This is a genomic window from Sphingomonas sp. GW821-FHT09B04, from assembly GCF_059418285.1.
Window position 1 is genome coordinate 476,899 of the sequence record NZ_JBWKPO010000003.1, and the last position, 24,214, is coordinate 501,112.

25 protein-coding genes and 1 tRNA gene are annotated in these 24,214 nt (G+C 66.0%); 14 read left to right on the forward strand and 12 right to left on the reverse strand.

The window, feature by feature from the left end; genetic code table 11:
* Nucleotides 1-2: 2 nt before the first annotated feature.
* Genes AC07NK_RS11855 through AC07NK_RS11880 form a run of 6 tightly spaced genes read left to right on the forward strand, consistent with a single transcriptional unit; the run spans nucleotide 3 to nucleotide 5,260 of the window.
* The gene (locus AC07NK_RS11855) at nucleotides 3-1,088 is read left to right on the forward strand and encodes a Zn-dependent alcohol dehydrogenase (protein ID WP_495170802.1); all 1,086 of its coding nucleotides are present in this window, start codon (nucleotides 3-5) and stop codon (nucleotides 1,086-1,088) included.
* Nucleotides 1,085-2,146 carry a phosphotransferase family protein gene (locus AC07NK_RS11860; RefSeq protein WP_495170803.1) on the forward strand — a complete coding sequence of 354 codons (1,062 nt, stop codon included), beginning with the start codon at nucleotides 1,085-1,087 and terminating at the stop codon, nucleotides 2,144-2,146. Before AC07NK_RS11855 ends, AC07NK_RS11860 begins: the two co-directional genes overlap by 4 nt.
* A 1-nt stretch (nucleotide 2,147) precedes the next feature.
* Nucleotides 2,148-2,912 carry an SDR family oxidoreductase gene (locus AC07NK_RS11865; RefSeq protein ID WP_495170804.1) on the forward strand — a complete coding sequence of 255 codons (765 nt, stop codon included), beginning with the start codon at nucleotides 2,148-2,150 and terminating at the stop codon, nucleotides 2,910-2,912.
* The gene (locus tag AC07NK_RS11870) at nucleotides 2,912-3,727 is read left to right on the forward strand and encodes an SDR family NAD(P)-dependent oxidoreductase (protein ID WP_495170805.1); all 816 of its coding nucleotides are present in this window, start codon (nucleotides 2,912-2,914) and stop codon (nucleotides 3,725-3,727) included. The genes AC07NK_RS11865 and AC07NK_RS11870 overlap by 1 nt, the downstream gene beginning before the upstream one ends.
* Before the next feature lie 49 nt (nucleotides 3,728-3,776).
* Entirely contained in the window at nucleotides 3,777-4,523 is a 747-nt protein-coding gene (locus tag AC07NK_RS11875) for a TonB-dependent receptor (protein ID WP_495170806.1), read from the forward strand.
* 17 nt (nucleotides 4,524-4,540) lie between these two features.
* Nucleotides 4,541-5,260, forward strand: a complete 720-nt coding sequence (locus AC07NK_RS11880; protein WP_495170807.1) for a TonB-dependent receptor — start codon at nucleotides 4,541-4,543, stop codon at nucleotides 5,258-5,260.
* 6 nt (nucleotides 5,261-5,266) lie between these two features.
* On the opposite strand, the gene AC07NK_RS11885 is transcribed toward AC07NK_RS11880, so the two are convergent.
* The 6 genes from AC07NK_RS11885 to AC07NK_RS11910 all read right to left on the reverse strand — a co-directional run bounded on the left by AC07NK_RS11885 (nucleotide 5,267) and on the right by AC07NK_RS11910 (nucleotide 13,321).
* Nucleotides 5,267-6,154: an acyl-CoA thioesterase gene (locus tag AC07NK_RS11885; protein ID WP_495170808.1), complete on the reverse strand. Its 888-nt coding sequence runs from the start codon at nucleotides 6,152-6,154 to the stop codon at nucleotides 5,267-5,269.
* Nucleotides 6,154-7,281 (reverse strand): acyl-CoA dehydrogenase family protein, encoded by a 1,128-nt coding sequence (locus tag AC07NK_RS11890; RefSeq protein ID WP_495170809.1) that lies wholly within the window; start codon nucleotides 7,279-7,281, stop codon nucleotides 6,154-6,156. Before AC07NK_RS11890 ends, AC07NK_RS11885 begins: the two co-directional genes overlap by 1 nt.
* 104 nt (nucleotides 7,282-7,385) lie before the next feature.
* A complete protein-coding gene (locus AC07NK_RS11895; protein WP_495170810.1) occupies nucleotides 7,386-8,570 on the reverse strand; it encodes an acyl-CoA dehydrogenase family protein in 1,185 nt (394 codons plus the stop codon).
* Entirely contained in the window at nucleotides 8,567-9,928 is a 1,362-nt protein-coding gene (locus AC07NK_RS11900) for an amidase family protein (protein WP_495170811.1), read from the reverse strand. The genes AC07NK_RS11895 and AC07NK_RS11900 overlap by 4 nt, the downstream gene beginning before the upstream one ends.
* Nucleotides 9,921-11,951: a 3-hydroxyacyl-CoA dehydrogenase NAD-binding domain-containing protein gene (locus tag AC07NK_RS11905; protein WP_495170812.1), complete on the reverse strand. Its 2,031-nt coding sequence runs from the start codon at nucleotides 11,949-11,951 to the stop codon at nucleotides 9,921-9,923. Before AC07NK_RS11905 ends, AC07NK_RS11900 begins: the two co-directional genes overlap by 8 nt.
* A gap of 143 nt (nucleotides 11,952-12,094) precedes the next feature.
* Complete coding sequence (locus AC07NK_RS11910; protein WP_495170813.1) at nucleotides 12,095-13,321, reverse strand: serine hydrolase domain-containing protein; 1,227 nt, start codon at nucleotides 13,319-13,321, stop codon at nucleotides 12,095-12,097.
* A gap of 214 nt (nucleotides 13,322-13,535) precedes the next feature.
* Between AC07NK_RS11910 and AC07NK_RS11915 the strand changes: the two genes are divergently transcribed.
* Nucleotides 13,536-15,239, forward strand: coding sequence for a class I adenylate-forming enzyme family protein (locus tag AC07NK_RS11915; protein ID WP_495171007.1), 1,704 nt, complete (start codon nucleotides 13,536-13,538; stop codon nucleotides 15,237-15,239).
* Here AC07NK_RS11915 and AC07NK_RS11920 read toward each other — a convergent pair.
* Nucleotides 15,236-15,766 (reverse strand): dihydrofolate reductase family protein, encoded by a 531-nt coding sequence (locus tag AC07NK_RS11920; RefSeq protein WP_495170814.1) that lies wholly within the window; start codon nucleotides 15,764-15,766, stop codon nucleotides 15,236-15,238. The genes AC07NK_RS11915 and AC07NK_RS11920 overlap by 4 nt on opposite strands.
* 47 nt (nucleotides 15,767-15,813) lie before the next feature.
* Between AC07NK_RS11920 and AC07NK_RS11925 the strand changes: the two genes are divergently transcribed.
* Entirely contained in the window at nucleotides 15,814-16,377 is a 564-nt protein-coding gene (locus AC07NK_RS11925) for a TetR/AcrR family transcriptional regulator (protein WP_495170815.1), read from the forward strand.
* 9 nt (nucleotides 16,378-16,386) lie between these two features.
* Here the strand turns inward: AC07NK_RS11925 and AC07NK_RS11930 are convergent, their stop codons facing one another.
* Nucleotides 16,387-16,782 carry a ribosomal maturation YjgA family protein gene (locus AC07NK_RS11930; protein ID WP_495170816.1) on the reverse strand — a complete coding sequence of 132 codons (396 nt, stop codon included), beginning with the start codon at nucleotides 16,780-16,782 and terminating at the stop codon, nucleotides 16,387-16,389.
* 4 nt (nucleotides 16,783-16,786) lie between these two features.
* Nucleotides 16,787-18,259 carry a glycerol kinase GlpK gene (gene glpK / locus AC07NK_RS11935; RefSeq protein WP_495170817.1) on the reverse strand — a complete coding sequence of 491 codons (1,473 nt, stop codon included), beginning with the start codon at nucleotides 18,257-18,259 and terminating at the stop codon, nucleotides 16,787-16,789.
* Nucleotides 18,260-18,374: 115 nt separating this feature from the next.
* Between glpK and AC07NK_RS11940 the strand changes: the two genes are divergently transcribed.
* Both AC07NK_RS11940 and AC07NK_RS11945 read left to right on the forward strand, forming a co-directional pair.
* A complete protein-coding gene (locus AC07NK_RS11940; protein WP_495170818.1) occupies nucleotides 18,375-19,592 on the forward strand; it encodes an AI-2E family transporter in 1,218 nt (405 codons plus the stop codon).
* A gap of 44 nt (nucleotides 19,593-19,636) precedes the next feature.
* Nucleotides 19,637-19,713, forward strand: a tRNA-Asp gene (locus AC07NK_RS11945).
* 6 nt (nucleotides 19,714-19,719) lie between these two features.
* Here the strand turns inward: AC07NK_RS11945 and AC07NK_RS11950 are convergent.
* Nucleotides 19,720-20,151 carry a DoxX family protein gene (locus AC07NK_RS11950; protein WP_495170819.1) on the reverse strand — a complete coding sequence of 144 codons (432 nt, stop codon included), beginning with the start codon at nucleotides 20,149-20,151 and terminating at the stop codon, nucleotides 19,720-19,722.
* Between the two features lie 20 nt (nucleotides 20,152-20,171).
* Complete coding sequence (locus tag AC07NK_RS11955; protein WP_495170820.1) at nucleotides 20,172-20,654, reverse strand: Lrp/AsnC family transcriptional regulator; 483 nt, start codon at nucleotides 20,652-20,654, stop codon at nucleotides 20,172-20,174.
* A gap of 117 nt (nucleotides 20,655-20,771) precedes the next feature.
* On the opposite strand from AC07NK_RS11955, the gene AC07NK_RS11960 reads away from it, so the two are divergent.
* Nucleotides 20,772-21,878, forward strand: coding sequence for a S41 family peptidase (locus AC07NK_RS11960; RefSeq protein WP_495170821.1), 1,107 nt, complete (start codon nucleotides 20,772-20,774; stop codon nucleotides 21,876-21,878).
* Between the two features lie 59 nt (nucleotides 21,879-21,937).
* On the opposite strand, the gene AC07NK_RS11965 is transcribed toward AC07NK_RS11960, so the two are convergent.
* On the reverse strand, nucleotides 21,938-22,333 hold the full coding sequence (locus tag AC07NK_RS11965; protein WP_495170822.1) for a hypothetical protein: 396 nt from the start codon (nucleotides 22,331-22,333) through the stop codon (nucleotides 21,938-21,940).
* A 200-nt stretch (nucleotides 22,334-22,533) separates the two neighbouring features.
* Here AC07NK_RS11965 and AC07NK_RS11970 point away from each other — a divergent pair, with 200 nt between their 5' ends.
* The 3 genes from AC07NK_RS11970 to AC07NK_RS11980 all read left to right on the forward strand — a co-directional run bounded on the left by AC07NK_RS11970 (nucleotide 22,534) and on the right by AC07NK_RS11980 (nucleotide 24,177).
* Nucleotides 22,534-22,773, forward strand: a complete 240-nt coding sequence (locus tag AC07NK_RS11970; protein ID WP_495163170.1) for a DUF2312 domain-containing protein — start codon at nucleotides 22,534-22,536, stop codon at nucleotides 22,771-22,773.
* A 152-nt stretch (nucleotides 22,774-22,925) separates the two neighbouring features.
* Nucleotides 22,926-23,252 (forward strand): heavy metal-binding domain-containing protein, encoded by a 327-nt coding sequence (locus AC07NK_RS11975; RefSeq protein ID WP_495170823.1) that lies wholly within the window; start codon nucleotides 22,926-22,928, stop codon nucleotides 23,250-23,252.
* Between the two features lie 181 nt (nucleotides 23,253-23,433).
* Nucleotides 23,434-24,177, forward strand: coding sequence for a YebC/PmpR family DNA-binding transcriptional regulator (locus AC07NK_RS11980; protein ID WP_495170824.1), 744 nt, complete (start codon nucleotides 23,434-23,436; stop codon nucleotides 24,175-24,177).
* The last annotated feature ends 37 nt before the right edge of the window (nucleotides 24,178-24,214 follow it).

Below are 24,214 nucleotides of genomic sequence, written 5' to 3' on the forward strand. Positions count from 1 at the left end.
TGGTGAAGGCAGCGGTCCTGTTCGAGGCGAAACGTCCCCTCGAGATCCACGACATCACAATCGACAAGCCCGGCCCGCGCGAGGTGCTGATCCGCACCGCGGCGTGCGGGGTGTGCCGCTCGGACCTCCATTTCGTCGACGGTGCCTATCCGCACGTCATGCCGACCGTGCCGGGGCACGAGGCATCGGGCGTGGTCGAGGCGGTGGGCAGCGAGGTCACGCGGATCAAGCCGGGCGACCATGTCATCACCTTCTTCACCGTGTTCTGCGGGTCATGCGAGTTCTGCGTGTCCGGACGGCCGTCGCTATGCGTCGACAGCTCGACGCGGCGGCCCAAGGACGCCGAGTCCAAGCTGCGCCTGTCCGACGGCACGCCGATCGCGCATTTCCTCAACCTCTCGGCGTTCGCCGAGCAGATGCTGGTGCATGAGAATGCCTGCGTCGCGATCAGCAAGGACATGCCGCTCGACCGTGCGGCGCTGCTCGGCTGCGCGGTGATTACCGGCGCGGGGGCGATCTTTCGCGACAGCAAGGTGACCCCGGGCGAGACGGTGGCGGTGATCGGCTGCGGCGGCATCGGCTTGTCGGCGGTCAATGCCGCCAAGATCGCCGGCGCAGGCAAGGTCATCGCGATCGATCCGGTGCCGGAGAAGCGCGAGATTGCGCGGAAAATGGGCGCGACGCATGTCTTCGACGCCATGACCGACGATCTGGTCAAGCAGGTCGCCAAGCTCACCGATGGCGGCGTCGACTATGCGATCGAGGCGGTCGGGCGGCCCAATACCGCCGAGCTGGCATGGAACCTGCTCCGCCGCGGCGGCACCGCGACGATCCTGGGGATGATCGCGCCGGGCCAGTCGGTCAGCATCCCCGGCCCGACCTTCCTGACGGGCAAGAAGCTGCAGGGATCGCTGTTGGGGTCGATGCGCTTCCCGGTCGATCTGCCGCGGCTGGTACAGATGTATCTCGACGGACTGCTCGACCTCGACACGATGGTCGCCGAGCGCATCAAGCTCGCGGACATCAACCATGCCTTCGACAACCTGCGCAAGGGTGACGCCGTGCGCTCGGTGATCGAGTTCACATGAGCGCGCCCGCGGGCCATCGCGGCGGGCAGCCGATGGAGGCGGTGAGCGACCTCGACACCGCAAAGCTGACGGCATGGATGGAGGCGAATGTTGCCGGGTTTGCGGGACCGCTGACCTACGCCAAATTCCCGGGCGGGCAGTCGAACCCGACCTATCGTATCGATGCGGTCAGCGGGACCTACGTGCTGCGGCGCAAGCCGTTCGGCCCGCTGCTGCCGTCGGCGCATGCAGTAGATCGCGAGTATCGGCTGATCGCCGGGCTGCACCCGACCGGCTTTCCGGTGCCGCGGCCCTATGGGCTGTGCGAGGACGATGATGTCGTAGGCTCGGCCTTCTACATCATGGAGCGGGTCGAGGGTGTGACGTATTGGGACGGTGCGCTGCCCGGCATGACGCCGGCGCAACGCACCGCGATCTATCACGAAATGTGCGACCGGCTCGCGCAGCTGCACAACACGGATTACGCGGCCGCGGGCCTTGGCGACTATGGCAAGCCCGGCAGCTATTTCGAGCGGCAGGTGGGGCGCTGGACAAAACAATACCGGCTCGCCCAGACCGACGACCTGCCCGATGTCGAGAAGCTGATCGAATGGCTTCCGCGCACGCTGCCGCCGCAGACGCGCACCAGCATCGTCCATGGCGACTATCGTATAGACAATATGATCTTCGACGCGGACACCCCGCGGGTGAAGGCTGTGCTCGACTGGGAGCTGTCGACGCTGGGCGATCCGATGGCGGATTTCTCGTACCTGCTGATGAACTGGTTCGTTCCCGCCAACGGTGCGTCGGGCATCGCCGGGATCACGGGGGCGGAGACCGGAATCCCCACCGTCGATGCGATGGTCGAGCGCTATTGCGCCGCCACAGGGCGCGACGGCATCCCCGACCTCAACTGGTATTTCGCCTTCGGCACGTTCCGGCTGATGAGCATCGTCCAGGGGATCAAGAAGCGGCTGCTCGACGGCAATGCCAGCAATGCACATGCGGAGGAAACCGCCGCGCGCGTGCCGGGACTGGCGGCGAGCGCATGGGACTTCGCGCGGAAAGCGGGAGCATAGGATGAAGCTGTTCGACCTGACCGGTAAGGTCGCGATCGTCACCGGCAGCTCGCGCGGGATCGGCAAGGCCTCGGCCGAGGCGCTCGCCGATCATGGCGCGAAGGTGGTGATCTCCAGTCGCAAGCAGGATGCGTGCGACGAAGTCGCGGCGGCGATCAACGCGAAGCATGGTGAGGGCACCGCGATCGCGGTCGCCGCCAGCATCTCCGACAAGGCTGCGCTGCAACATTTGGTGGACGAGACGCGCCGCGCGTTCGGCCGGATCGACATCCTTGTCTGCAACGCCGCGTCCAACCCCTATTACGGGCCGCTGGCGGACATCGCGGACGATCAGTTCCGCAAGATCCTCGATAACAACATCGTCTCCAACCACTGGCTGATCCAGATGACCGCACCCGAGATGCGTGAGCGCAAGGATGGCGCGATCATCATCATTTCCTCGATCGGCGGACTGCGCGGATCGCCGGTGATCGGGGCTTACAACGTGTCCAAGGCTGCGGATTTCCAGCTCGCGCGCAACTATGCGGTCGAATACGGACCCGACAATGTCCGCGTGAACTGTATCGCACCGGGCCTGATCAAGACCGACTTCGCGCGCGCATTGTGGGAGGATCCCGCGGCGGAGGCACGGGTGAACAAGGGTACCCCACTACGCCGGTTAGGCGATCCCGAGGATATTGCGGGCGCAGTGGTCTATCTCGCTTCGCCCGCGGGCCGGTACATGACCGGGCAGGCGATGGTCGTCGATGGCGGGGTGACGATCTGATGGCGCGCTTTGCGGACAAGTCGATCATCGTCACCGGCGCCGGTAGCGGCATCGGACGCGCCGCCGCACTCCTGTTCGCGGCCGAGGGCGGCAAGGTCATCGTTGCCGACAGGACCGAAGGTGCCGATGAAACTGCGGCGATGATCGCCGCGGCAGGCGGCACGGCCAAGGCGATCCGCATGGACGCGGGCAGCGAGGCGGACGTGATTGCGACGGTCGATCTCGCAGTCGCCGAATATGGCGGGCTGGACGTGCTGTTCGCCAATGCCGGCATCTCGGGCGGGATGGCCAACATCTTCGACACCACGCCCGAGCTGATCGCCGAAGTGTTGCGCGTGAACCTGATTGGGCCGCTGCTGGCGATCAAACATGGTGCGCCGAAAATCGCCGAGCGCGCCAAAGAAGCGGGGCGGGGCGGGGCGATCGTGCTGACCGCCAGTGTGGCCGGAATCCGCTCGGGCGCGGGCAGCCCGGCCTATTCGGCGTCCAAGGCGGGGGTGATCAATCTGGCGGCCGTTGCTGCGCAGCAATTGTCGGGGTCGAATGTGCGTGTCAACGCGCTGTGCCCGGGGTTGACCGAGACGGGCATGACCAAGCCGACCTTCGACTATGCGCGTGAAGCAGGGAAGACCGACCGGATCGGCCGGCTCAACCCGTTGCACCGTGGGGCGCAGGCCGAGGAGCTGGCGCGCGCGGCTTTGTTCCTGGCCTCGGACGATGCGAGCTATGTCAACGGACAGGCGCTTGCGGTGGATGGTGGACTGTCGTCGAGCCATCCGGTGACCCGTCAGGAATACGGCAAGACCGCCGTTTGACAGGCTAGCCGATTCCCAGCACTTTTCCTCCCAAATGGGGGAGAGGGGAATGCGCAGAATTCTTGTCGGACTGGCGGCTGCCGGCGTTCTGGCAGGCGCGATGCCTGCAGCGGCGCAGGACGGCAGCGAGGAGATCATCGTCACCGGGATGCGCAGGCTCGTCATCGACGATGACGCGGAGCGCGTCGTCGAGAAGCCGATCCTCACCCCTGCGCCGGTGCAGATGCTGCGCCGTACCGCCGACTTCGCCGTGCAGCAGGTGGTCGTGGTGAGCGACGCGGTGCTGGAGGAGGACGCGCACAAGGAGGTGCAGGCGATGACGCGCAAGGCGATCGACCTGTCCAATGCGTCCGGCGTTCAGCTCTCCAGCGGCGAGATCGTCGTCGAGCCGCTCAACGTCGCTAATTACAAAGACTTGAAGATCGAAGAGATCGACGAGGACGAGATCGACGGTGAGGCGGTGAAGTTCCTGGTCAAGGTACCGCTGGCGCCCGGCATCGACGCCAAGGCGGCGCTCGCGAAGATCGAAAAGTTCATCAAGGCGGTCCCCTTGGTCGGCCGCGCGCAGATCAAGGCGTATAGCGAGCTGACACTGTCGGTGGTCAATCCCGAACAGTATCGCGGCGCGATCATCGATCTGGTGGCGAAGGACACGGGGACCACCAGCGGGCGTTTCGGTGCGGGCTATGGGGTCGAGGTCACCGGGCTCGACAAGCCTGTCCAGTGGAAACGCGCGAGCCTGACCGAGGTACAGCTGTTCCTGCCCTCGAACAGCACCGTGCGGCCGCGCAATTGAGCAGGGGTAGAAAGACCATGCGGATCCTGTCCAAACTCCTGATTGCCGTCACCCTTACCGCGAGCGCCGCCCCGGCATTCGCGCAGGAGATGGTCGTCACTGCCTCCCGCCGAGCGCCAGATGCCTATGGCGAGGATATGAGCGGGGTGCTTCCGACGCGGCTTCCGATCAATCACCTGAAGCGCAGCGCCGACTATGTGGTGCAGCCAGTGTTGATCACGGACGACACGCGCGATGCGCTGAAACGCAAGGAAGAGCTCGAGGCGACCCTGCGCAGCACGATCGGCAGCGCGGGCAAGGCGGGGGTGGAGCTTGCGACCGGCAGCTATCTGCTCCAGCCGCTGACGCTCACCAACTTCAACACGCTCAGCTATTCCGGCGACGGCCGGCCGGATACCTCGCGGGCGAGCTTTCTGGTCAAGGTGCGGCTGACGCCCGGCATGACCCTTGCTGCGGCGAAGGCGCAGATATCGAAGTTCGTCAACGCGGTGCCGCTGACCGGGCGGGCAATGCTCAGGGTGTCGGGCGAGCCGGTGCTCAGCGTGATCAATCCCGATCAGTATCGCGGCGCGATCATCGACGTGATCGCCGCCGATGCAGCGGAACAGTCGAAGCGCTTTGGCGCGGGCTATGGTGTGGCGGTGAGCGGCATCGACCGTCCGGTGGAATGGGCGCGAGCAGGCGCGACCGAGGTGTTCCTGTACTTGCCCTCGACCTACACGGTGCGACGGGACTGAGCGGCTTTACCCCCGCAGCCGCATCAGCCCTTCCTGCGTGGTGCTGGCGACCAGTCGCCCGTCGCGGGTGAAGATCTTGCCGCGGTTGAAGCCGCGGGCATGGCCCGCCCAGGGACTGTCGGTGGCGTAGAGCAGCCACTCGTCCGCTCGGAACGGCTCGTGCAGCCACACCGCATGGTCGAGGCTCGCGGTCTGAAGGTCGGGCCGCAGCCAGGTCAGGCCGTGCGGCAGCAACGCGGTGCCGAGCAGTGACATATCCGAGGCATAGGACAGCACCGCGCGATGTGTTGCAGGATCGTCGGGCAAAGGCGCGATCGCGCGGAACCAGCTGTACCAGATCGGCGGCGCTTTCTCCGGGTTGATCCAGTCGCGCGGGTTGACCGGGCGGATCTCGATCGGGCGGCGGCGCAGGAAGAAGGGGCGCAGATTCTCCGGGATCTGGTCGATCTTCTCGCGCCGCAACTCCTGTTCGTTGCGCAGGCCATCGGGCGGCGGCACGTCGGGCATCGCGTCCTGATGATGCAGTCCTTCCTCGGCGCGCTGGAACGACGCGGTCATATTGAGGATCGGCACGCCTCGCTGCATCGCGATCACCCGGCGGTTGGCGAAGCTGCCGCCGTCGAAATCGCGCACCACGCGATAGGTGATCGGATGATCCTCGTTCCCCGGTCGCATGAAATAGGCGTGGAGCGAGTGCGCGACCTTGTCCTCGACCGAGCGTTGCGCTGCCTGCAAGCCCTGAGCGATCACCTGCCCGCCGAACACGCGCCCGCGCCCGCCCGGCTGGCGGTGGCCGCGATAGAGATCGGCGTCGAGTTCCTCGACGTCGAGCAGGGTCAGCAGCTCCTGGACGATCTCCGCATCGGTGCGCCGGGGTTTGATCTCATCCGCCATCAGTAGCCGCTTGCCCTCGCCAGCTGGTCGGCATGGAAATTGGCGTCGCCGAACACCTCCGCCAGCACGCGGCCGCGCTTCATGTAGAAGCCGATGTCGAACTCGTCGGTCATGCCGATGCCGCCATGCATCTGCACCCCTTCCTGCACCGCGAGCGTCGAGGCAAGCCCTGCCATCGCCTTGGCGACCGACACGGCCTCATCGGCCTTGGCGTCGCCTGCATCGAGCAGCTGCTGTGCCTTGAGCACCGCGGCGCGCGCGACCTCAAGCTCGGTATAGAGATGCGCCGCGCGATGCTGGAGCGCCTGGAAGCTGCCGATCAGCGTGCCGAACTGCTTGCGTTCCTTGAGATACCGGACGGTGAGGTCCATCGCTCCGCCGCCCACGCCGAGCGACTCCGCCGCCGCGCCGGTGCGGCCGGCGGCGAGCAGCGCGCTCAGTACCGAGCGCCCGCCATCGACCTCACCGATCACCGCATCGGCATCGACTTCGACGCCGTCGAAGGTCAGGCGCGAGGCGAGGCTGGAATCGGCCAGTCGCTGTGGATCGGCGGTCAGGCCGGCCGCATCCTTCGGCACCGCGAACAACGTGACGCCGGCCTCATCCTCGGGCGAGCCGGCGGTGCGTGCCGCGACGATCAGCAGGTCGGCGACATGGCCGTGCGTCACGAACTGCTTGGTGCCCGAAAGCTTGAAGCCATTGCCCGAACGCTCGGCCTTCATGCCGATCGCGTTGCCATGCTTGCCGCGTTCATCGATCGCCAGCGCGGCGACGGTCTCGCCCGACAGGATGCCGGGGAACCAGCGTTCGCGCTGCGCGCTGCCCTTGAGCGCTTCCACCGCTGCGACCGCGGTGGTGAGGAAGGGGGAGGGAGAGAGGTTGCGGCCGATCTCTTCCAGCACCACGCCCGCCTCGACATGGCCCAGACCAAGGCCGCCATCGACCTCAGGAATCAGGATGCCGGTAAAGCCCATCTCGGCGAACTGCTTCCATAGATCGCGGGAAAAGCCGGTCGCGTCATTGCCGTCGCGCAGCCCGCGCATATGCGAAACCGGCGCGGCTTCACCTACAAATTGCTGCGCAGCATCGCGGAGCATCGTCTGTTCTTCGTTGAGGTAGAGAGGCATCGACTCATTCCTTCGTCATCCCGGCCTTGTGCCGGGAACCACCGCGCCGGCAGCGCTGGTGGAGAGGTAGACCCCGGCACAAGGCCGGGGTGACGGTGTTCGGTTCAGCCGCCCGGCAGCTCCAGGATTCGCTTGGCGATGATGTTGAGCTGGACCTCGCTGGTCCCACCCTCGATCGAATTGGCCTTGGTTCGCAGCCAGGCACGCGGCGCAGCACCATTGTTTGACGCGGCGCTCTCCCATTCAAGCGAGTCCGATCCGCCCGCCGCCATTTCCAGCTCGTGCCGTGCCTTGTTCAGCTCGGTGCCGTAATATTTCATCATGCTCGGCTGGGCAGGGTGCGCGCGGCCTGCCTTCAACTCATCGAGGAAGCGTTCGGACATCGCCCCGAAGGCGCGGGCGCGGACCTCGTGCAGCGCGATCTGGCCGCGCAGCAGCGGGTCGGCGAGGCGGCCGTCATCGTCCAGCCCCATCCGCGCCACGGCATTGCCGATCAGCGTGCCGCCGCTCGACAGGCCAAGTCCCATGCCGCTGATCATCTCGCGCTCATGGCCGAGCAGATATTTGGCGACGTCCCAGCCCTTGTTGAGCTCGCCCACCAGGTTGGCCTTGGGCACCTTCACATCGTCGAAGAAGGTCTCGCAGAAGGGCGAATAGCCGCTGATCAGCAGGATCGGCTTGGTCGACACGCCGGGTGAGGCCATGTCGAACAGCAGGAAGCTGATCCCGGCCTGCTTGACGCTCTTGTCGGTGCGGACGAGGCAGAAGATCCAGTCGGCCTTGTCGGCATAGCTGGTCCACACCTTCTGCCCGTTGACGAGGTAATGGTCGCCTTGGTCTTCAGCGGACGTCGCGAGCGCGGCGAGGTCGCTGCCCGCATTCGGCTCCGAATAGCCCTGGCACCAGCGGATATCGCCACGCGCGATCTTCGTGAGATGCTCGAGCTTCTGCTCCTCATTGCCGTATTTCAGCAGTGCCGGGCCGAGCATCGAGATGCCGAAGCTGCTCAGCGGATTGCGGCAGCCGAGCGCGCGCATCTCCTCGCGCAGGATCTTGCTCTCAGCTGGCGAAAGCCCGCCGCCGCCATAGGCCTGGGGCCAGTCGGGCACGGTCCAGCCGCGCTCGGCCATGCGGTCCATCCACGTCTTCTGGTCTGGCGTCAGCGCCGACTGGTCGCGCCCGCCCCAGACGGTGTCCTTCTCGCTGCGCGCCGGTTCGCGCATCGATGCGGGGCAATTCGCCTCCAGCCATGCGCGCGTCTCGGCGCGGAAACTCTCAAGCTCACTCATTGCAGCACTCCGTGGAGAAGGTCGGCGATCGCGATGGCACGGTGGTCGTCGCGATAATCGGTGATCACCTGCAGACCGATGGGCAGACCGCCGGCGGTGGTTCCGGCAGGGAAGGCGGTGGCGGGAAGGCCGGGATAGGTGGCGATGCCCGCCCAGACGAGCTGCGCGTCATAGCTCGTGTCCTGTCCGTCCACGGTCAGCCGCCGGTCGTTATAGGGATCGTCGCGATGCGCGAAGGCGGTGACGACATTGGCCGGCGTCACGACCGCGTCGAACTCGTCGAACAGTCGGCCCCACGTGCGGCGGTTGCGCGCTTGCGCGTCGAGCTGATCGAACCAGTCCGACAGGCTCGCGGCCTGACCGTTCGGCCCGGGTGCGCCGCGTGCGAAGGTGATCGCCAGCATCTTGCAATAGGCGCGATGCTGCGCGGCGAGATCGGGCAGCAGGTCGCTCGACCGCGCGATATGGATCCTCGCGCGCGCTGCCGCATCGTCGAGGCGGTCGAGTGCGCTGCGGATCGCAGGATCGGTCGGCGCGGCCGGATGCTGGTCGAGCAGCAGCAACCGCTTGCTGCTGGGGTCGAGGAACCGCCCGGCGCGTGGCAACGGCGTATCCGCGAGGATATCGAGCATCGCGGCAAGGTCAGCGGCATCGCGCGCCATCGGCCCGACCACGCCCAGCGGTAGCGGTGCTCCGTCGCTGCCGGGGAAGCGGTGGCCATAGGCGTCGATCAGCTCATAGCTCGGCTTGTGGCCCCACACGCCGCAGAAAGCGGAAGGCACGCGGATCGATCCGCCGATATCCGAACCGATCTCGATCGGCACAAACCCGGCTGCCAGCGCCGCCGCCGACCCGCCCGAGGAACCACCCGCGGTGCGGCTCAGGTCGTGGGGATTGGCGGTCCGGCCATAGACCGGGTTATCGGACTGCCAGTCGGCGAGGCCCGGTGCGACATTGGTCTTGCCGAGAATGATCGCGCCCGCGGCCTTCATCCGCTGGACCACCACCGCGTCGCTGGTGGCGAGGTTGTTTGCTGCGTGGGCGAAGCCCCAGCTGGTCGGCAGCCCGGCGACGTCGAACGCTTCCTTGACCGTCATCGGTACGCCGAGAAAGGGCTGGCGCTCGCCGCGCGCAACCGCCGCGTCGGCTCGATCCGCAGCCTCCAGCGCCCGCGCGAAATCGCGGACGACGACCGCGTTCACCGCTCCGTCGCCTGCCTCGATCCGTGCGATCGCCAGTTCGCATTGCACGCGCGCGCTGGTCTCGCCGGCGGCGATGGCTGCGGCGATCCCGAGCGCGCTGGTCCCGGCCCATGCATCGGTCGCCCGATGCGGTGCCGGGACAGCCAGGTCAGCCATTGAACTTCCCGCCGCTTTCGGCCTTCTCGCGGAGCAGCTTGGAGATTTCGAAGCCGTGCTTCTCCAGCCCCGCGACGATGGTCTTGAGGCCGACCTGATCGGCCCAGAACATCGGGCCGCCGCGATAGGGAGGCCAGCCATAGCCATAGATCCACACGACATCGATGTCCGACGCGCGCTGGGCCATGCCCTCCTCCAGGATCTTCGCGCCCTCATTGACCATCGTGTAGAGCGTGCGCTCGATGATCTCCTCGTCGGTCACCTCATGCTGCGGGGTGCCGGTCTTGGTGCGGAATTCCTCGATGATCTCCGCCACGCGGGGCGAGGGCGACGGATTGCGCTTGTCGTCATAGTCGTAGAAGCCGGCCTTGGTCTTCTGGCCCCAGCGGTTCTCGGCGGCGAGTGCGTCGCGGATATTCTCGATCCGGGTCGGGTCGCGGTGCCAGCCAATGTCGACGCCGGCGAGGTCGCTCATCGCGAACGGCCCCATCGGCATCCCGAACTCGACATGGACCTTGTCGACCTGCTCCGGGGTTGCGCCTTCGTGGAGCAGCTTCATCGCCTCCATCTGGCGCGGGATCAGCATGCGGTTGCCGATGAAGCCGTAACAAACGCCCGCAACCACCGCGACTTTCTTGATCTTCTTGGCCAGATCCATTGCTGTCATCAGCACGTCGCCCGCGGTCTTGGCGCCGCGCGCCACTTCGAGCAGCTTCATGATGTTGGCGGGCGAGAAGAAGTGCAGGCCCAGCACGTCCTGCGGGCGATTAGTTGCCGCAGCGATCTCGTCGATGTTGAGGTAGCTGGTGTTCGACGCGAGGATCGCGCCCGGCTTGGCGATCTTGTCGAGCTTGCCGAAGATGTCCTTCTTGACGTCCATATTCTCGTACACGGCCTCGATGATGAGGTCGCACTCGGCGAGGTCTTCCAGATTGAGCGTGGGTTTGAGCAGCCCCATCGCGCCTTCGACCTGCTCGGCGGTCATCCGGCCCTTGGCGGCGGTCGCCTCGTAATTCTTGCGGATCGTGCCGGTGCCGCGGTCGAGCGCTTCCTGCTGCATCTCGGCGATCGTCACCGGGATGCCTGCCGACAGGAAGTTCATGCTGATGCCGCCGCCCATCGTGCCGGCGCCGATCACGCCGACGCGCTTGATCGGACGCAGCTGGGTATCCTCGGGCACGCCGTCGATCTTCGCGGCCTTGCGCTCGGCGAAGAAGATGTGGCGCAGCGCCGCACTCTGCGCACCCATGATGAGCTTCATGAACCCCATGCGCTCGCGCTGTACGCCCTCGGCATAGGGCTTGCCCGCCGTCTCTTCGATCACCGCGATGATCTCGGCCGGGGCGTCCATGTTGCGGAAGCGCTTGGCGTTGGTCTTGCGGAACGCGTCGAACACGCCCGCTTCCACCGTCACCGGCTGCTCGCTGGTACGGGGCAGGGGACGCGCGGCGGCAACCTCGTTGGCATAGGCGATCGCGTCGGCGGTCAGGCTGTCCTCACCGGCGAGACGATCGACGAGCCCTGCGTCCCTGGCCGCGCTGGCCGAAACCGGATCGCCCTTGGTCGCCAGCTCGAGCGCGAACTCGATGCCCGCAACGCGCGGCAGCCGCTGCGTGCCGCCCGCGCCGGGCAGGATGCCGAGCTTGACCTCAGGCAGGCCGAACTTGGCCGAGGGCACGGCGATGCGATAATGGCACGCCAGCGCGACCTCGCACCCGCCGCCCAGGGCAGTGCCGTGGACGGCCGCGACGACCGGCTTCTCGCTCGCCTCGATCAGGTCGACCAGCACCGGAAGCGACGGCTCCTGCATCGGCTTGCCGAATTCGGTGATGTCGGCGCCGGCGAAGAAGGTGCGCCCGTCGCAGCGGATCACCGCGGCCTTCAGGCTGTCGTCGCCCGCCAGTTCCTTGATCGCCGCGTCCAGTCCCTGTCGCACCGCCGCGCCGAGCGCGTTCACCGGCGGGTTGTTCGAGGTGATGACAAGGATCTCGCCCTGACGTTCGGTGGTGATGGGGGAGGTCATTGGTCCTGTACTTCCTTCTTCTGGTCGTCATCCCCGCGAAGGCGGGGATCCATTGGCGCTGATGTTGCGGATCCTGCCGGAACGTCAGCCCTGAATGGATTCCCGCCTTCGCGGGAATGACGGGGTAAGGGTTGGGTTCGAAATCATGTCAGCGCAGAGTAGATCATCGTCTTGAGTTCACGCCGGATCGGGTAAGCGCCCGACGGCGAAAGCTGGGTCATGAACACCATCGTGATCCGTTCGACCGGATCGACGAAGAAGGCGGTCGAGAACATCCCGCCCCAGTAAAACTCGCCCACCGATCCGGGGATCATCGACTTGGCCGGGCTAAGGTTGACCGCGAAGCCCAACCCGAAGCCGGTGCCGGCATTGCTGGTCTCGCTGAACAGCGATCGCGACAGGCTGGCGAGATCGCCGCCGCCGGGCAGGTGGTTCTGCGTCATCAGCTCAAGCGTCTTGCGCCCGATGATCCGCACCCCCTCCAGCGTGCCGCCATTGAGCAGCATCGTCGCGAAGCGGTGATAGTCGAGCGAGGTCGAGACGAGGCCACCGCCACCCGAGACCAAAGTAGGCCGCCGGCTCCACGCCGACTTGGCGCCTTCGTCGTACATGACCCGTGATCCTTGAATCAGGGTCCAGCAGTCGGTCAGCCGGCCGATCTTGTCCTCAGACACCCAGAAGCCGGTATCCGCCATGCCGAGTGGTGCGAAGATACGCTCCTCGAACACGCGGTCGAGCGGCATACCCGCAACCCGCTCGACCACCGCGCCGAGCACGTCGGTCGACACCGAATAATTCCATGCCTCGCCCGGCGAGAATTCAAGCGGCAGCTTGCCCAGCGCCGCGATGAAGCCGTCGAGGTCGAGATTGCCGTGCCAGTTCTCGATCTTCCCGGCGCGATAGGCCGCATCGATATTGCTGCGGTTCTGGAAGCCGTAGGTCAGGCCCGACGTGTGACGCAGCAGGTCGATCATCCGCATCGGCTCGGCGGTCGGCCTGGTGATGAACGGTACCCCGGCGCCGCCGCCATTATAGACGCCGACGCCCTTCAGCTCGGGCAGGACGTGATGGACCGGCGTGTCGAGCGCGACCTTGCCTTCCTCGACCAGCTGCATGAACGCGATCGAGGTAACCGGCTTGGTCATCGACGCGACGCGGAAGATCGAGGCCTCGTCGACCGGCGCGCCACTTTCCCGCGCGGCGCCCTGATGGCTGAAATGCGCGATCCGCCCGTCGCGGGCGACCAGCAGCTGTGCATGCGGCAGCAGGCCGCTGTCGAGATAGCGCGCCTTGATGAACGCATCGATCGCGCCGAGCCGGTCGGCGTCGAAGCCCGTCGAGGCGGGCGGTGCGAAGCTGGCGGCGTCCATACCTTTAGTTCGAATCCTTGCTTCCGGCGGTTTGCCCCACCTGTCGCTTCCCTATTGCGTTTGGCGGCATATGAATCAAGAATAACCTGAAACTCGGGTCGGTGGAAACGCCAAACCGAAAATTCAACAAAGCTGGCCAGACGCCGGCAACAACGCTGGAGAGTGTGCCGTGGCCGCCGAACCGATCATCCCGCTCGACCCCAACTGGCCGAAGATGACGCTAGGGCAAGCACAGGCGCTGATGACCGCCCCCGGCCAGAAGTTCGAAATGGATGAGGTCGAGATCCGCGGCGTACCTACCCGCGTCTGGAAAAATGCCCCGCCTAACCTCGCCTGGCTGATTCAGGCATCGCGGATGCACGGCGACCGGCTGTTCACGATCCACGAGGACGAGCGCGTCAGCTTCGAGGCGAATTTTCGCGCCGTCGCCCACCTCGCGACGCAGCTGCGCGCGATGGGGGTGAAGAAAGGCGACCGCGTTGCGCTGGCGATGCGCAACGTGCCCGAATGGCCGGTCGTGTTCTTCGCCGCGGTCAGTATCGGTGCGATTCTGGTGCCGCTCAACGCCTGGTGGACTGCCGGCGAGCTCAACTACGGCCTGCGCGATTCGGGCAGCAGCGTGCTGGTCACCGATGGCGAGCGCTACGACCGGCTTGCCGATGTGCTGCCGGGGCTGCCCGATCTCAGGCACGTGCTGGTCAGCCGTCCGCGCGGCGCGCTTGCCGAAGGCGTGCGGCAACTGGAGGATCTGATCGGCAGGCCCGGCGACTGGGCATCGCTCGCCGATGTTCCGCTGCCCGCCGAACCCTCGCTTGAGCCCGAGGATGATGCGACGATCTTCTACACCAGCGGCACCACCGGCCACCCCAAGGGCGCGCTCGGCACGCACCGCAACCTCCTCACCAACATCCTTTCGGCGGGCTATGGCTCGATCCGCGCGTTCCTGCGGCGCGGCGAGATGCCGCCCGAGCTGACCCCCAAGGTCGGGCTGATGGTGATTCCGTTGTTCCACGTTACCGCCTGTTCGGCGAGCCTGATGGGGTCGGTCTTCGCTGGCCATACCTCGATCTTCATGCGCAGATGGGATGTCGAGCAGGCGATGGAGATCATCCAGCGTGAGAAGGTGAGCCTGACCGGCGGCGTGCCGACCATCGCCTGGCAGCTGCTCGAGCATCCCGCGCGCGCCAATTACGACCTCTCCAGCCTCGAGGCGATCGCCTATGGCGGCGCGCCATCGGCGCCCGAGCTGGTCAGGCGTATCTACACCGAATTCGGTGCGCTGCCCGGCAATGGCTGGGGCATGACCGAGACGATGGCGACGGTCACTGGCAATTCGGCGGAGGATTATCTCAACCGACCGACCAGCGCCGGCCCGCCGGTGCCCGTCGCCGATCTCAAGATCATGGACCCGGAAGGCGAGCACGAACTGCCCGTGGGCGAGGTTGGCGAGCTATGGGCCAAGGGGCCGATGATCGTGAAGGGCTATTGGAACAAGCCCGAGGACACAGCCGCCACCTTCCGCGACGGCTGGGTGCGCACCGGCGATCTCGCCCGGGTCGATGAGGAGGGTTTCCTGTTCATCGTCGATCGCGCCAAGGACATTGTGATCCGCGGCGGCGAGAATATCTACTCGTCTGAGGTCGAAGACGTGCTCTACGCGCATCCAGCGGTCACCGACGCCGCACTGATCGGCATCCCTCACCGCACGCTGGGCGAGGAGCCGGTGGCGGTGGTCCACCTTGCCCCCGGCACTCAGGCGAGCGAGGCCGAGCTGCAGCAATGGGTCCGCGATCGCCTCGCGGGGTTCAAGGTGCCCGTCGCGATCCGGTTCACGAAGGATACGCTCCCGCGCAACGCCAACGGCAAGATCCTCAAAAAGGATCTGAAGGGCTTGTTTGCGGAAGAAGCCGCGGCTTAGCCCTCGAAGGCGTAGTGGAGCCGGACGCAACCGCGATCGAGCGTCTTGGCGGAGAGCAGGCGCGGCGAGGAGGCAAAGCCGGTCGGCGGGAACAGCGGTTTTCCGCCCCCGATCAGCTCGGGCATGACGTAGATCTCGATCGCATCGAGCGCGCCGCGTTCGAGAAACGCCATCTGCAGCTGTCCGCCGCCGAGCATCCACACATCGCCATCGTCGAGCGCGCGCAGCTCGGCGATTAGGGAATCGACGTTGCTGCGCGTCTCCAGCGCTCCCTTGGGCGCGTCGATCGGCCGTGAGGTGACCACCCGCACGCGCTGTTCAGCATAGGGCCAGGGCCCGTCGTCCTTTGCGAGGAAGTCATAGGTGCCGCGGCCCATCACTACGGTGCGGATGCCCTTCAGGAACTCGCCATAGTCATGCTCGCCCAGATCGAGTCCGTCATAGTTGAACAGCCAGTCCAGCCCGTCGTCGGGGGTGGCGATGAACCCGTCGAGGGTGGCGGCGATGTAACCCAGAATCCGTGCCATCGAGATACTCCCTTGGCAATAAACGAACGATCGTTCATAAAATATCCATGGGACGGCGCAAGACGATTTCGGACGAGCGGGTGCTGGACGCGCTGCTCGCGGCGCTCAGGATCGAAGGGCCCGACAGGCTGAGCTTCGCGATGGCGTCGAAGGCGGCCGGGCTGGCGCCGGCGACGCTTGTCCAGCGCTTCGGCGCGCGTGAGGCGATGGTGGAGGCGGTGCTGTTGCATGCGTGGGACCTGCTCGATCGTGCGACCGCTGAAGCTGATACGCAGGAACCGGCAACGCCGGACGGCGCGATCGCGCTGCTGATGTGCCTGACCCCGGCCGAGACCGCGGCGAACGACCTGACCGATGGTCTGCTCCTGCTGCGCGAGGATTTCCGCAACCCGGTGCTGCGCGCCCGCGGACTGGCTTGGGGCCGGGCGCTCGCACAGGCGCTCGGCCGCCGCCTCGCCGCCGGGCCTGAGGATGCCGAACGGCTGGGCTGGCAGATGGCGCGGCTGTGGCAAGGGGCGCTGATCTGGTGGGGCTTCACCCGTGACGGCGATGTGCGCATCCATGTCGAGGGTGTACTGAGCGACTGGTGTCGTAGCGCCGGCGTCGCCTAGGCGTCGTCCTCAGGAAGATGCGGCCTGGCGTCGCCGTGGGCGAAGGGCTTCGACCCCAACAGCGATGCCCGCGCCTGCGGCATAGGCGACGAAGTCCCATGCTTCGAATCCCATCCCCAACACCGTTCGCGCAAGGACACTATGGGATAGCCCAAGCAGGTGCACGATGCCGATGAGCTGACCCAGTTCGACGGCGACAGCCACCGCGAACGCGGCTGTTGCGGCACCCGTCACGCCGATTCGCAGCACCGCGCGCAGGCCGAGATAGACGAGGATGACCGCCAGAACGTCGCCCAGATAGGGACGCACGAACCGATCACGCACATAGAGCGCGATCAGCACTTCGATCGCGAAGACCAGCAGAGCCAGCAGCGCATAGCCGCGATGGAAGCGGAGGCATTTCATGCGGTCAGGCCGCGTGGCCCGGCAACACCTGCGCGACGGCGGCGCGCCACCCGTCCAGCCGGGATCGGCGCCCGGCGTCATCGAGTTTCGGCTCGAACCTCTCTACCGTCCCGCGCATGGTCGCTGCGTCTTCCAGCCCCGCGAACATCCCGCACCCTACGCCCGCCAGCATCGCAGCCCCCAGCGCGGTGGTCTCGGTAAGGCCCGGCCGCTCCACGGTTACGTCGAGCAGATCGGCCAGATCCTGTGCGATCCAGTCATTCTCCACCATGCCGCCGTCGATGCGCAGGCTCGACCAGTCGGCGGCGTCCGCTGCAAAGGCGGCCTTCAGGTCGTGACTCTGGTGCGCCATCGCCTCCAGCGCGGCGCGGACGATATGGGCTCTGGTGCTGGCGAGGCTCAGCCCGCTGATCGCACCGCGCGCCTCCGGCTCCCAATATGGCGCGCCAAGGCCGGTGAGGGCGGGGACGAAATAGACGCCGCCATTGTCGGGAACCGACCGCGCAAGGGGCTCGGTCTCCGCGGCGTTGGCGATCAGCCCCAGCGAATCGCGCAGCCACTTCACCACGCTGCCCGCGACGAACACCGACCCCTCGATCGCATAGGTGCGCCGCCCGCCGAGCTGCCACAGCACGGTCGACAGCAGCCGGTTCCTCGAAGTGGGCTGGCGCTCGCCTGCATTGGTCAGCACGAATGCGCCGGTGCCATAGGTCGCCTTGGTATCGCCCGGCGACAGGCATGCCTGCCCGATCGTTGCGGCCTGCTGGTCACCGGCCATGCCGCAGATCGGGATAGACCCGCCGAACAGCGTCGTCTCTCCAAAGCGGCCGGCGCAATCGACGATCTCGGGCAGGGCAGGGCGGGGCGCACCGAACAGATCGATCAGCCCGTCGCTCCACCCGCCGCTGCCAAGCCCCATCAGCAGCGTGCGTGAGGCATTGGTCGCATCGGTGATGTGCAGGCCTTGGGTAAGCTTCCATACCAGCCAGCTCTCGATCGTGCCGATCGCAAGCCGGTCGCCCGCTTCGCTCAGCTGCGGCCAGTTCGCCATCGCCCAGGCGATCTTGGTCCCGCTGAAATAGGGGTCGAGCAACAGCCCGGTGCGCGCCTGCACACCGGGTTCTTCGCCCGCTTCCTTGAGGTCACGGCAGATCGCGGCGCTGCGCCGGTCCTGCCACACGATCGCGGGCGCGAGTGGCTCGCCGGTCGCCTTGTCCCAGAATACCACCGTCTCGCGCTGGTTGGTGATGCCGATCGCGGCGATCTGATCGGCACCGCCTGCGGCTTCGACCATCGCGGCGGCGCAGCGCTGCGTCTTCTCCCAGATTTCGGCGGCGTCATGCTCGACCAGCCCCGGCCCCGGATAATGCTGCGTCAGTTCGGCGGATTGGCTTGCGAGCGGTGTCCCGTCCGGCGCGAACAACATCGCGCGGGTCGAGGTCGTCCCCTCGTCGATGACCAGTAGCTTCTCTCCCATGACGGGTACGTTAGCCGGGATTACAAGCCGCGCAAATCACGCTAGAAAGCCGTTGAAAGGTGGGCGAAACTTGGTCGAACAGGCGGGCACGGGAGAGGGAACGGAAACCGGGGCGGTGTCGTATCCCGCGCCACCGCTTCAGCCGATCGTTGCGCCCGCTCCAAGCAGCGAGGCGGAGAATCGCCGCGACCGGTTGATCGCCGCGCTCACGCTGATGATCGGCGCGGGGCTGTTCCTCGCGCTTCCCTTCGCGCTGCAGGCCGGTTCGGCCTTCTTCCTGCCGCTCACTGCCGCTTTGGTCATCGCGGTTGCGCTGGTGCCCGTGCTCGAATGGCTCGAGCGGCATCGCGTGCCCGCGCCGCTCGCCTCGCTGATCTGCGTACTGCTGTTTCTCACCGCGGCTAATGCTGCGATCGTCTCGATCGTCGTGCCCGCCTGGGGCTGGCTCAGCGCGATCCCTGAGCGGATCCACAATATCCAGTCGAACGTCAGGCCGCTGATCGATTTCTACGCCAATCTCGAAACCTTCGTGAACAAGACGATTCAGGATTTCGCGCAGAGCCCGATTCGCCCGACCCGCGCGGCTGCCGAGCCGCCGCGCTCGCTGCTCGAATTCGTCGCCACCGCAGCGCCGACCGCGTTTATCGAGATGTTCTTCGCGATCCTCGTGATCTACTTCTTTCTGTCGGGCTGGACGCGGCTGCGGCGCAAGGCGATCACCAGCCGGACGAGCTTCGGTGGCGCGATGGCGACCGCACGGGTGATTCAGGACGTGGTCGACGACACCTCGGCCTATCTGGGGACGATCACCGCGATCAACGTGACGCTGGGCCTGCTGGTCGCGGGGGCGTTGTGGCTGATCGGGATGCCCAGTCCGCTGATGTGGGGCGGCATCGTCACGCTGCTCAACTATATCCCTTATCTGGGGCCGATCTTTGCCGCCATGCTGCTCGCGCTGGGCGGGCTCATGACCTATCAGGATGTCTGGACCGCGCTGCTGCCCGCGGGGATCATGATCGTCTTCCACCTGATCGAGGCGAATGTGGTGACTCCGCTGATCGTGGGGCGGCGGCTGACGATCAATCCGATCATGATCCTGATCTCATTGAGCTTCTGGGGATGGGTGTGGGGCACGCCGGGTGCGCTGCTGGCCGTGCCGCTGCTGATCATTTTCCAGACCGTGCTCAACGCTGCGGGCAAGCCCGACATCGCCGGATTCCTGTTTGAGCATGGCACGCTGGTGGCCGGCGGAAGCCCGTTACCTCCGGCTACGCAAAATAATCCCGGGAATGCGCGCGAAAGGGCTGTTGACAGCCCCGAACCCCCCGTCTAGTTGCCGCGCTCTCGCAAGGGAAGGCGCTTCGGCGCAGGACTTAAGCGGGTGTAGCTCAGTTGGTTAGAGCGCCGGCCTGTCACGCCGGAGGTCGCGGGTTCGAGCCCCGTCACTCGCGCCATCCTCTTCAGGATGGCGACCCCTTCAAGATCATCGCGTCGATGGATAAACGCCCCGCGCCGATCGTCGCGAAGAGCAATCCGATCACCACCAAAGCTGCCGCCGGAAAGGCCGGACGGATGCCCAGCGGCGCATCGACCATCACCAGCGCGACGATGAAGTTGAAGGCGCAGATCAGCCCCGCCCAGCGAATCGCAAATCCGGCGATGAAGGCGACTCCGGTCAGGAACTGCGCATAGACCGACAGGGGAGCCATCAGCCCCGGCATCGCGAAGCCCTTAAGGGTGAGGAATTTCTCGAACTCGGCCATCCGATCGGCGCTGACGATATTGTCCCACACGCCAAAGATCAGGAACGCGCCCACCACCAGCCGCATCGCCAGCAATGCCAGATCCGCGCCGCCCGCAAGCTGCGGCAAGATCAGCCAATTCTTGTTCATGATTTCCTCCCCGGTTGTATCTAGTCGCAATCCTCCGTGCGCAGCGGGATCGCCGCGCTCTGCTTGTGTACCCGTTTGACGAAGCCGGTCTCGTATCGCCGTACCGCCGGATCGTTCTGGAAGAGCCGTTCGGCGAGGTCGTTGTAATTGGCCATGTCGCGCGCACTGATCAGCACCGCGAGGTCGTTGACGCCCGCAACGTCGAGGATCATCTGCACCTCTGGCACCGCTACCAGCTTTGCACGCAGCGCGGCGATACCGCGTTCCTCAGCATGCTCGTGGACCTGAACGTTGACCAGTGCGCGCAGCCGCCGGTCGCTCAGCCGGGGCGATACCACCGCGGTGTCCATTGTGATCCATCCCTCGGCGCGCAGCCGCCGCACGCGTCGCGTGACGGCGGAGGCAGAGAGGGGCACTTCGCGCGCGAGTTCCTCGGCGGTCGCCAGCGCATCCGCCTGCAACAGATTGAGCAACTGGATGTCGAACGCGTCGAGCTTGCCCATCTTCGCCGCCTGCACCTCCGCTTATGCCGATTTTCGTCGCATAGCCGTTTCAGTTCGCCCGCAAAAGGCGTGTTGGTCGGGTATAACACGTCGCATGTCGAATGATGGAGAGTATGGATGCGTAAGCAAGTTCTGGCGGCCGCGATACTGGCAGTAGTGGCGCCGCCCGCAATGGCCCAGACCCTGACCACCGTGCAGGCCACGGCGCCCGCAGCGCCCTATGACGCCGCCGAGGCGAAGAAGGCGGTGGCGAAGCTCGCCGACGAGATTGAGAAGACCTTCGTCTTTCCCGATGTCGCCAAACGCTATTCGGCCGCGCTGCGCGCCAAGCTGGCGGCGGGCAGCTATGACGCCCTCACCGACCGTGCGGGGCTGGCCAGCGCGGTGACCGCGGACCTTCAGGCGGTGGCACCCGACGGCCATCTGGCTATGTTCCCGTCCAACGGTCCGCCCCCGCCGCCGCCGGCTGCTCAGGGCGGGCCGAAGCTCCCTGCGTCCGCGCCGATGGAGCAGGCGGAGATGATCGCGCCCGGCATCGCCTTTGTCCGTTTCAACGGTTTCTACGGTCAGCCTGAGACACTCAAGGCCTTCACGGATTTTCTCGACAAGAATGCCGGGGCAAAGACTCTCATCATCGATGCGCGCACGCACCGCGGGGGCGGGCTCGAGGAAATGGACGTCCTGTTCCCGCGCATCTTCGCCACGGCGCAGCCGGTGATGGTGATGGACACCCGCGCTTCTGTCGCCGAGGCTGAAGGTCCGCTGCCCTATCGTTCGCTGGTCAAGGTCGACGCGCCGGCCGAGCTGGCGCGCAGCGAGCATCGCGTCACCCCGATCAGCCCGAAATCGCCATGGACGAAGGCGAAGATCTATTACCTCACCTCCGGCCGCACCGGTTCGGCTGCCGAGCATCTCGCCTCGGTGCTCAAGAACACCCGGCGCGGGACCCTGATCGGTGAGGTCACCGGAGGCGCCGGCCATTATGGCGGTGGCGTCGAGCTGCCGGGCGGCTACGCGGCCTTCATCCCCTTTGGTCGCAGCTATTTCCCGGGCGGCGACGGCTGGGAAGGGACGGGGGTCGCTCCCGATGTCCAGGTCGCCCCGGCGAAGGCACTGGTCGAGGCGCTCACCCGCGAAGGCATCGCCCCGGCTCAGGCGGAGGCGATCTCGGCCACGCATATGCCGACCGGCACGATGGAACGCCGCAAACCGCGCAAGCCCTGACGCAGCTTCACCCGGCCACCATTTCGGTGGCCGGGTGAGCTCAGACGGCGGCTGCCGTCTCAGGCATAGGTGCGGACGGCCTTGCTCTCGTTCCGGAGCGCAAGGATCTGGAGCTCCGCGAACAATCCCACCGCCAGCGCCTGTGCGGTGATAAAGGCATAGCCGAATGCGTTGGGGCTGACGAAGAACGCCATCGTCGCGAAGCTCGCGATCACCCAGGCGATGTTGATCGCGATCACCGCGATGACGCCGCCGCGCGCTGGCCTGACCGCCATCGCCAGAACCAGCGCGAGAAACGGGACCAGGGCGAGGCCCGCGCTGCGGATCAGCGGTTCGGGCAGATCGGTGAGGCCGGCGGTCAGGCCTGCGGCGGCGATGGCGAGGACGGCGGTAGCGCCGGTGCCGACGAAATCGACGACCATGGTCTGGCGGACATTGAGCGGAAAGCGGATCATCGTGGGTCTCCATTGCGATCGTGCGGCATCCCCGCCGCGGTGATTGCAATTTCGCCGAGCTCGCGAATCATTCCAATTACGTCACAGGTAATGGGCGTTTCGGCCTATCCACAGCGATCCGCCGCACGCCCCCTTGCACCCCCCGGCACAGCCGCTAAACGCGCCCGTTCACCTTATTAGCACCTTATTTGGAGCGGGACATGAGCGACTCGATTTCGGCCGAGCAGCTGCGCCTTCTGATCGAGCGGATCGAGCGGCTGGAAGAAGAGAAAAAGGGCATCAGCGACGACATCAAGGATGTCTACACCGAAGCCAAGTCGACCGGGTTCGACGCCAAGACGATCCGCACCATCGTGCGCCTGCGCAAGATGGAGAAGCACCAGCTCGACGAGCAGGACGCGCTTCTCGAAACCTATCGCAACGCGCTGGGCATGAGCTAATGCTTGTTCGGTTCAGCGGTCGCTGAACCGGATTGCGGCACCAGCCCGCTCCCCCACCCGGCCACCCAACGCCAGTATGATATGGGTGGCCGGGTGGGGGAGCGGGCTGGTGCCGCGTCGGCGAAGCCGACACAAGCAAAGGAATCTCCCTTATGATTCTTACGACCACCAGCACCGTCGATGGCCACAGCGTCACCCGTTATCACGGCATCGTGACGGCTGAGGTCATCATCGGCGCGAACATCTTCCGCGATATCTTCGCGGGCATCCGCGACATCGTCGGTGGCCGTTCGGGCAGCTATGAGCGTCCGCTCAAGGAAGCCCGCAAGACTGCGCTCGATGAGCTGGTGGACGAGGCTCGCGCGCTGGGCGCCAATGGCGTGATCGGCATCGACTTCGATTACGAGGTGATCGGCAAGGGCGGGTCGATGCTGATGGTCTCTGCCTCGGGCACTGCAGTGACCGTGAGCGGCGTTTAGGCCATTCGTCATCCCGGCCTTGTGCCGGGATCCACCGTGCCGCACGCAATGGCCTTCAGTCCCTTTCGCATCGCGCGCCGAAAAGTGCTCCCCGGCACGGCGCTGGCGCGACGGGTAAGCATTGCGCGCCGCCCCGCCTCTCGCCTAGAGACGCCGCCACACATTTGCATAGAGACGACCCATGGCAGGCCATTCCAAATTCAAGAACATCATGCACCGCAAGGGCGCGCAGGATAAGAAGCGCTCGGGCATGTTCTCCAAGCTCAGCCGCGAAATCACCGTCGCGGCCAAGATGGGCTTGCCCGATCCCGACATGAATCCGCGCCTGCGCGCAGCGGTCAACGCCGCCAAGGCGCAGTCGATGCCCAAGGACAATATCCAGCGCGCGATCGACAAGGCGTCGAAGGGCGACGGCGAGAATTACGAAGAAATCCGCTACGAGGGCTTCGGCCCGGGCGGCGTGTCGCTGATCATCGAGGCGCTGTCCGACAACCGCAACCGCACCGCGACCAACGTCCGTACCGCCGTCTCCAAGAATGGCGGCAACCTTGGCGCGTCGGGCTCGGTCAGCCACGCCTTCGACCGCGTCGGCCTGATCAATTATCCCGCCAGCGCAGGCGATGCCGAAAAGGTGTTCGAGGCCGCGCTCGAAGCGGGTGCAGAGGACGTCACGTCGAGCGAGGACGGCCATGAGATCTGGACCGCCAACGCCGACCTGCACGAAGTCGCCAAGGCGCTCGAGCCAGTGCTGGGTGAGGCCGAGGGCGCGAAACTCGCCTGGCGCCCGCAGACGATGGTCGAGGTCGACGAGAGCGACGCCGCGACCCTGTTCAAGCTGATCGACGCGCTGGACGATGACGATGACGTCCAGACCGTATGGGGCAATTACGAAGTATCCGACGCAGTGATGGAAAAGCTCGGATAATCCTCTCCCGAACGGGGAGGGGATCGTGCCGAAGGCA

Bases quoted from the DNA above. Each gene is read 5' to 3' on its own strand.
- AC07NK_RS11980 (WP_495170824.1), top strand. From the start codon at position 23,434: ATGGCAGGCCATTCCAAATTCAAGAACATCATGCACCGCAAGGGCGCG.
- AC07NK_RS11975 (WP_495170823.1), top strand. From the start codon at position 22,926: ATGATTCTTACGACCACCAGCACCGTCGATGGCCACAGCGTCACCCGT.
- AC07NK_RS11910 (WP_495170813.1), bottom strand. From the start codon at position 13,321: ATGGACGCCGCCAGCTTCGCACCGCCCGCCTCGACGGGCTTCGACGCC.
- AC07NK_RS11900 (WP_495170811.1), bottom strand. From the start codon at position 9,928: ATGGCTGACCTGGCTGTCCCGGCACCGCATCGGGCGACCGATGCATGG.
- glpK (WP_495170817.1), bottom strand. From the start codon at position 18,259: ATGGGAGAGAAGCTACTGGTCATCGACGAGGGGACGACCTCGACCCGC.
- AC07NK_RS11950 (WP_495170819.1), bottom strand. From the start codon at position 20,151: ATGAACAAGAATTGGCTGATCTTGCCGCAGCTTGCGGGCGGCGCGGAT.
- AC07NK_RS11875 (WP_495170806.1), top strand. From the start codon at position 3,777: ATGCGCAGAATTCTTGTCGGACTGGCGGCTGCCGGCGTTCTGGCAGGC.
- AC07NK_RS11905 (WP_495170812.1), bottom strand. From the start codon at position 11,951: ATGACCTCCCCCATCACCACCGAACGTCAGGGCGAGATCCTTGTCATC.
- AC07NK_RS11890 (WP_495170809.1), bottom strand. From the start codon at position 7,281: ATGCCTCTCTACCTCAACGAAGAACAGACGATGCTCCGCGATGCTGCG.
- AC07NK_RS11870 (WP_495170805.1), top strand. From the start codon at position 2,912: ATGGCGCGCTTTGCGGACAAGTCGATCATCGTCACCGGCGCCGGTAGC.
- AC07NK_RS11970 (WP_495163170.1), top strand. From the start codon at position 22,534: ATGAGCGACTCGATTTCGGCCGAGCAGCTGCGCCTTCTGATCGAGCGG.
- AC07NK_RS11880 (WP_495170807.1), top strand. From the start codon at position 4,541: ATGCGGATCCTGTCCAAACTCCTGATTGCCGTCACCCTTACCGCGAGC.
- AC07NK_RS11865 (WP_495170804.1), top strand. From the start codon at position 2,148: ATGAAGCTGTTCGACCTGACCGGTAAGGTCGCGATCGTCACCGGCAGC.
- AC07NK_RS11895 (WP_495170810.1), bottom strand. From the start codon at position 8,570: ATGAGTGAGCTTGAGAGTTTCCGCGCCGAGACGCGCGCATGGCTGGAG.
- AC07NK_RS11925 (WP_495170815.1), top strand. From the start codon at position 15,814: ATGGGACGGCGCAAGACGATTTCGGACGAGCGGGTGCTGGACGCGCTG.
- AC07NK_RS11920 (WP_495170814.1), bottom strand. From the start codon at position 15,766: ATGGCACGGATTCTGGGTTACATCGCCGCCACCCTCGACGGGTTCATC.
- AC07NK_RS11955 (WP_495170820.1), bottom strand. From the start codon at position 20,654: ATGGGCAAGCTCGACGCGTTCGACATCCAGTTGCTCAATCTGTTGCAG.
- AC07NK_RS11885 (WP_495170808.1), bottom strand. From the start codon at position 6,154: ATGGCGGATGAGATCAAACCCCGGCGCACCGATGCGGAGATCGTCCAG.
- AC07NK_RS11930 (WP_495170816.1), bottom strand. From the start codon at position 16,782: ATGAAATGCCTCCGCTTCCATCGCGGCTATGCGCTGCTGGCTCTGCTG.
- AC07NK_RS11860 (WP_495170803.1), top strand. From the start codon at position 1,085: ATGAGCGCGCCCGCGGGCCATCGCGGCGGGCAGCCGATGGAGGCGGTG.
- AC07NK_RS11965 (WP_495170822.1), bottom strand. From the start codon at position 22,333: ATGATCCGCTTTCCGCTCAATGTCCGCCAGACCATGGTCGTCGATTTC.
- AC07NK_RS11960 (WP_495170821.1), top strand. From the start codon at position 20,772: ATGCGTAAGCAAGTTCTGGCGGCCGCGATACTGGCAGTAGTGGCGCCG.
- AC07NK_RS11915 (WP_495171007.1), top strand. From the start codon at position 13,536: ATGACGCTAGGGCAAGCACAGGCGCTGATGACCGCCCCCGGCCAGAAG.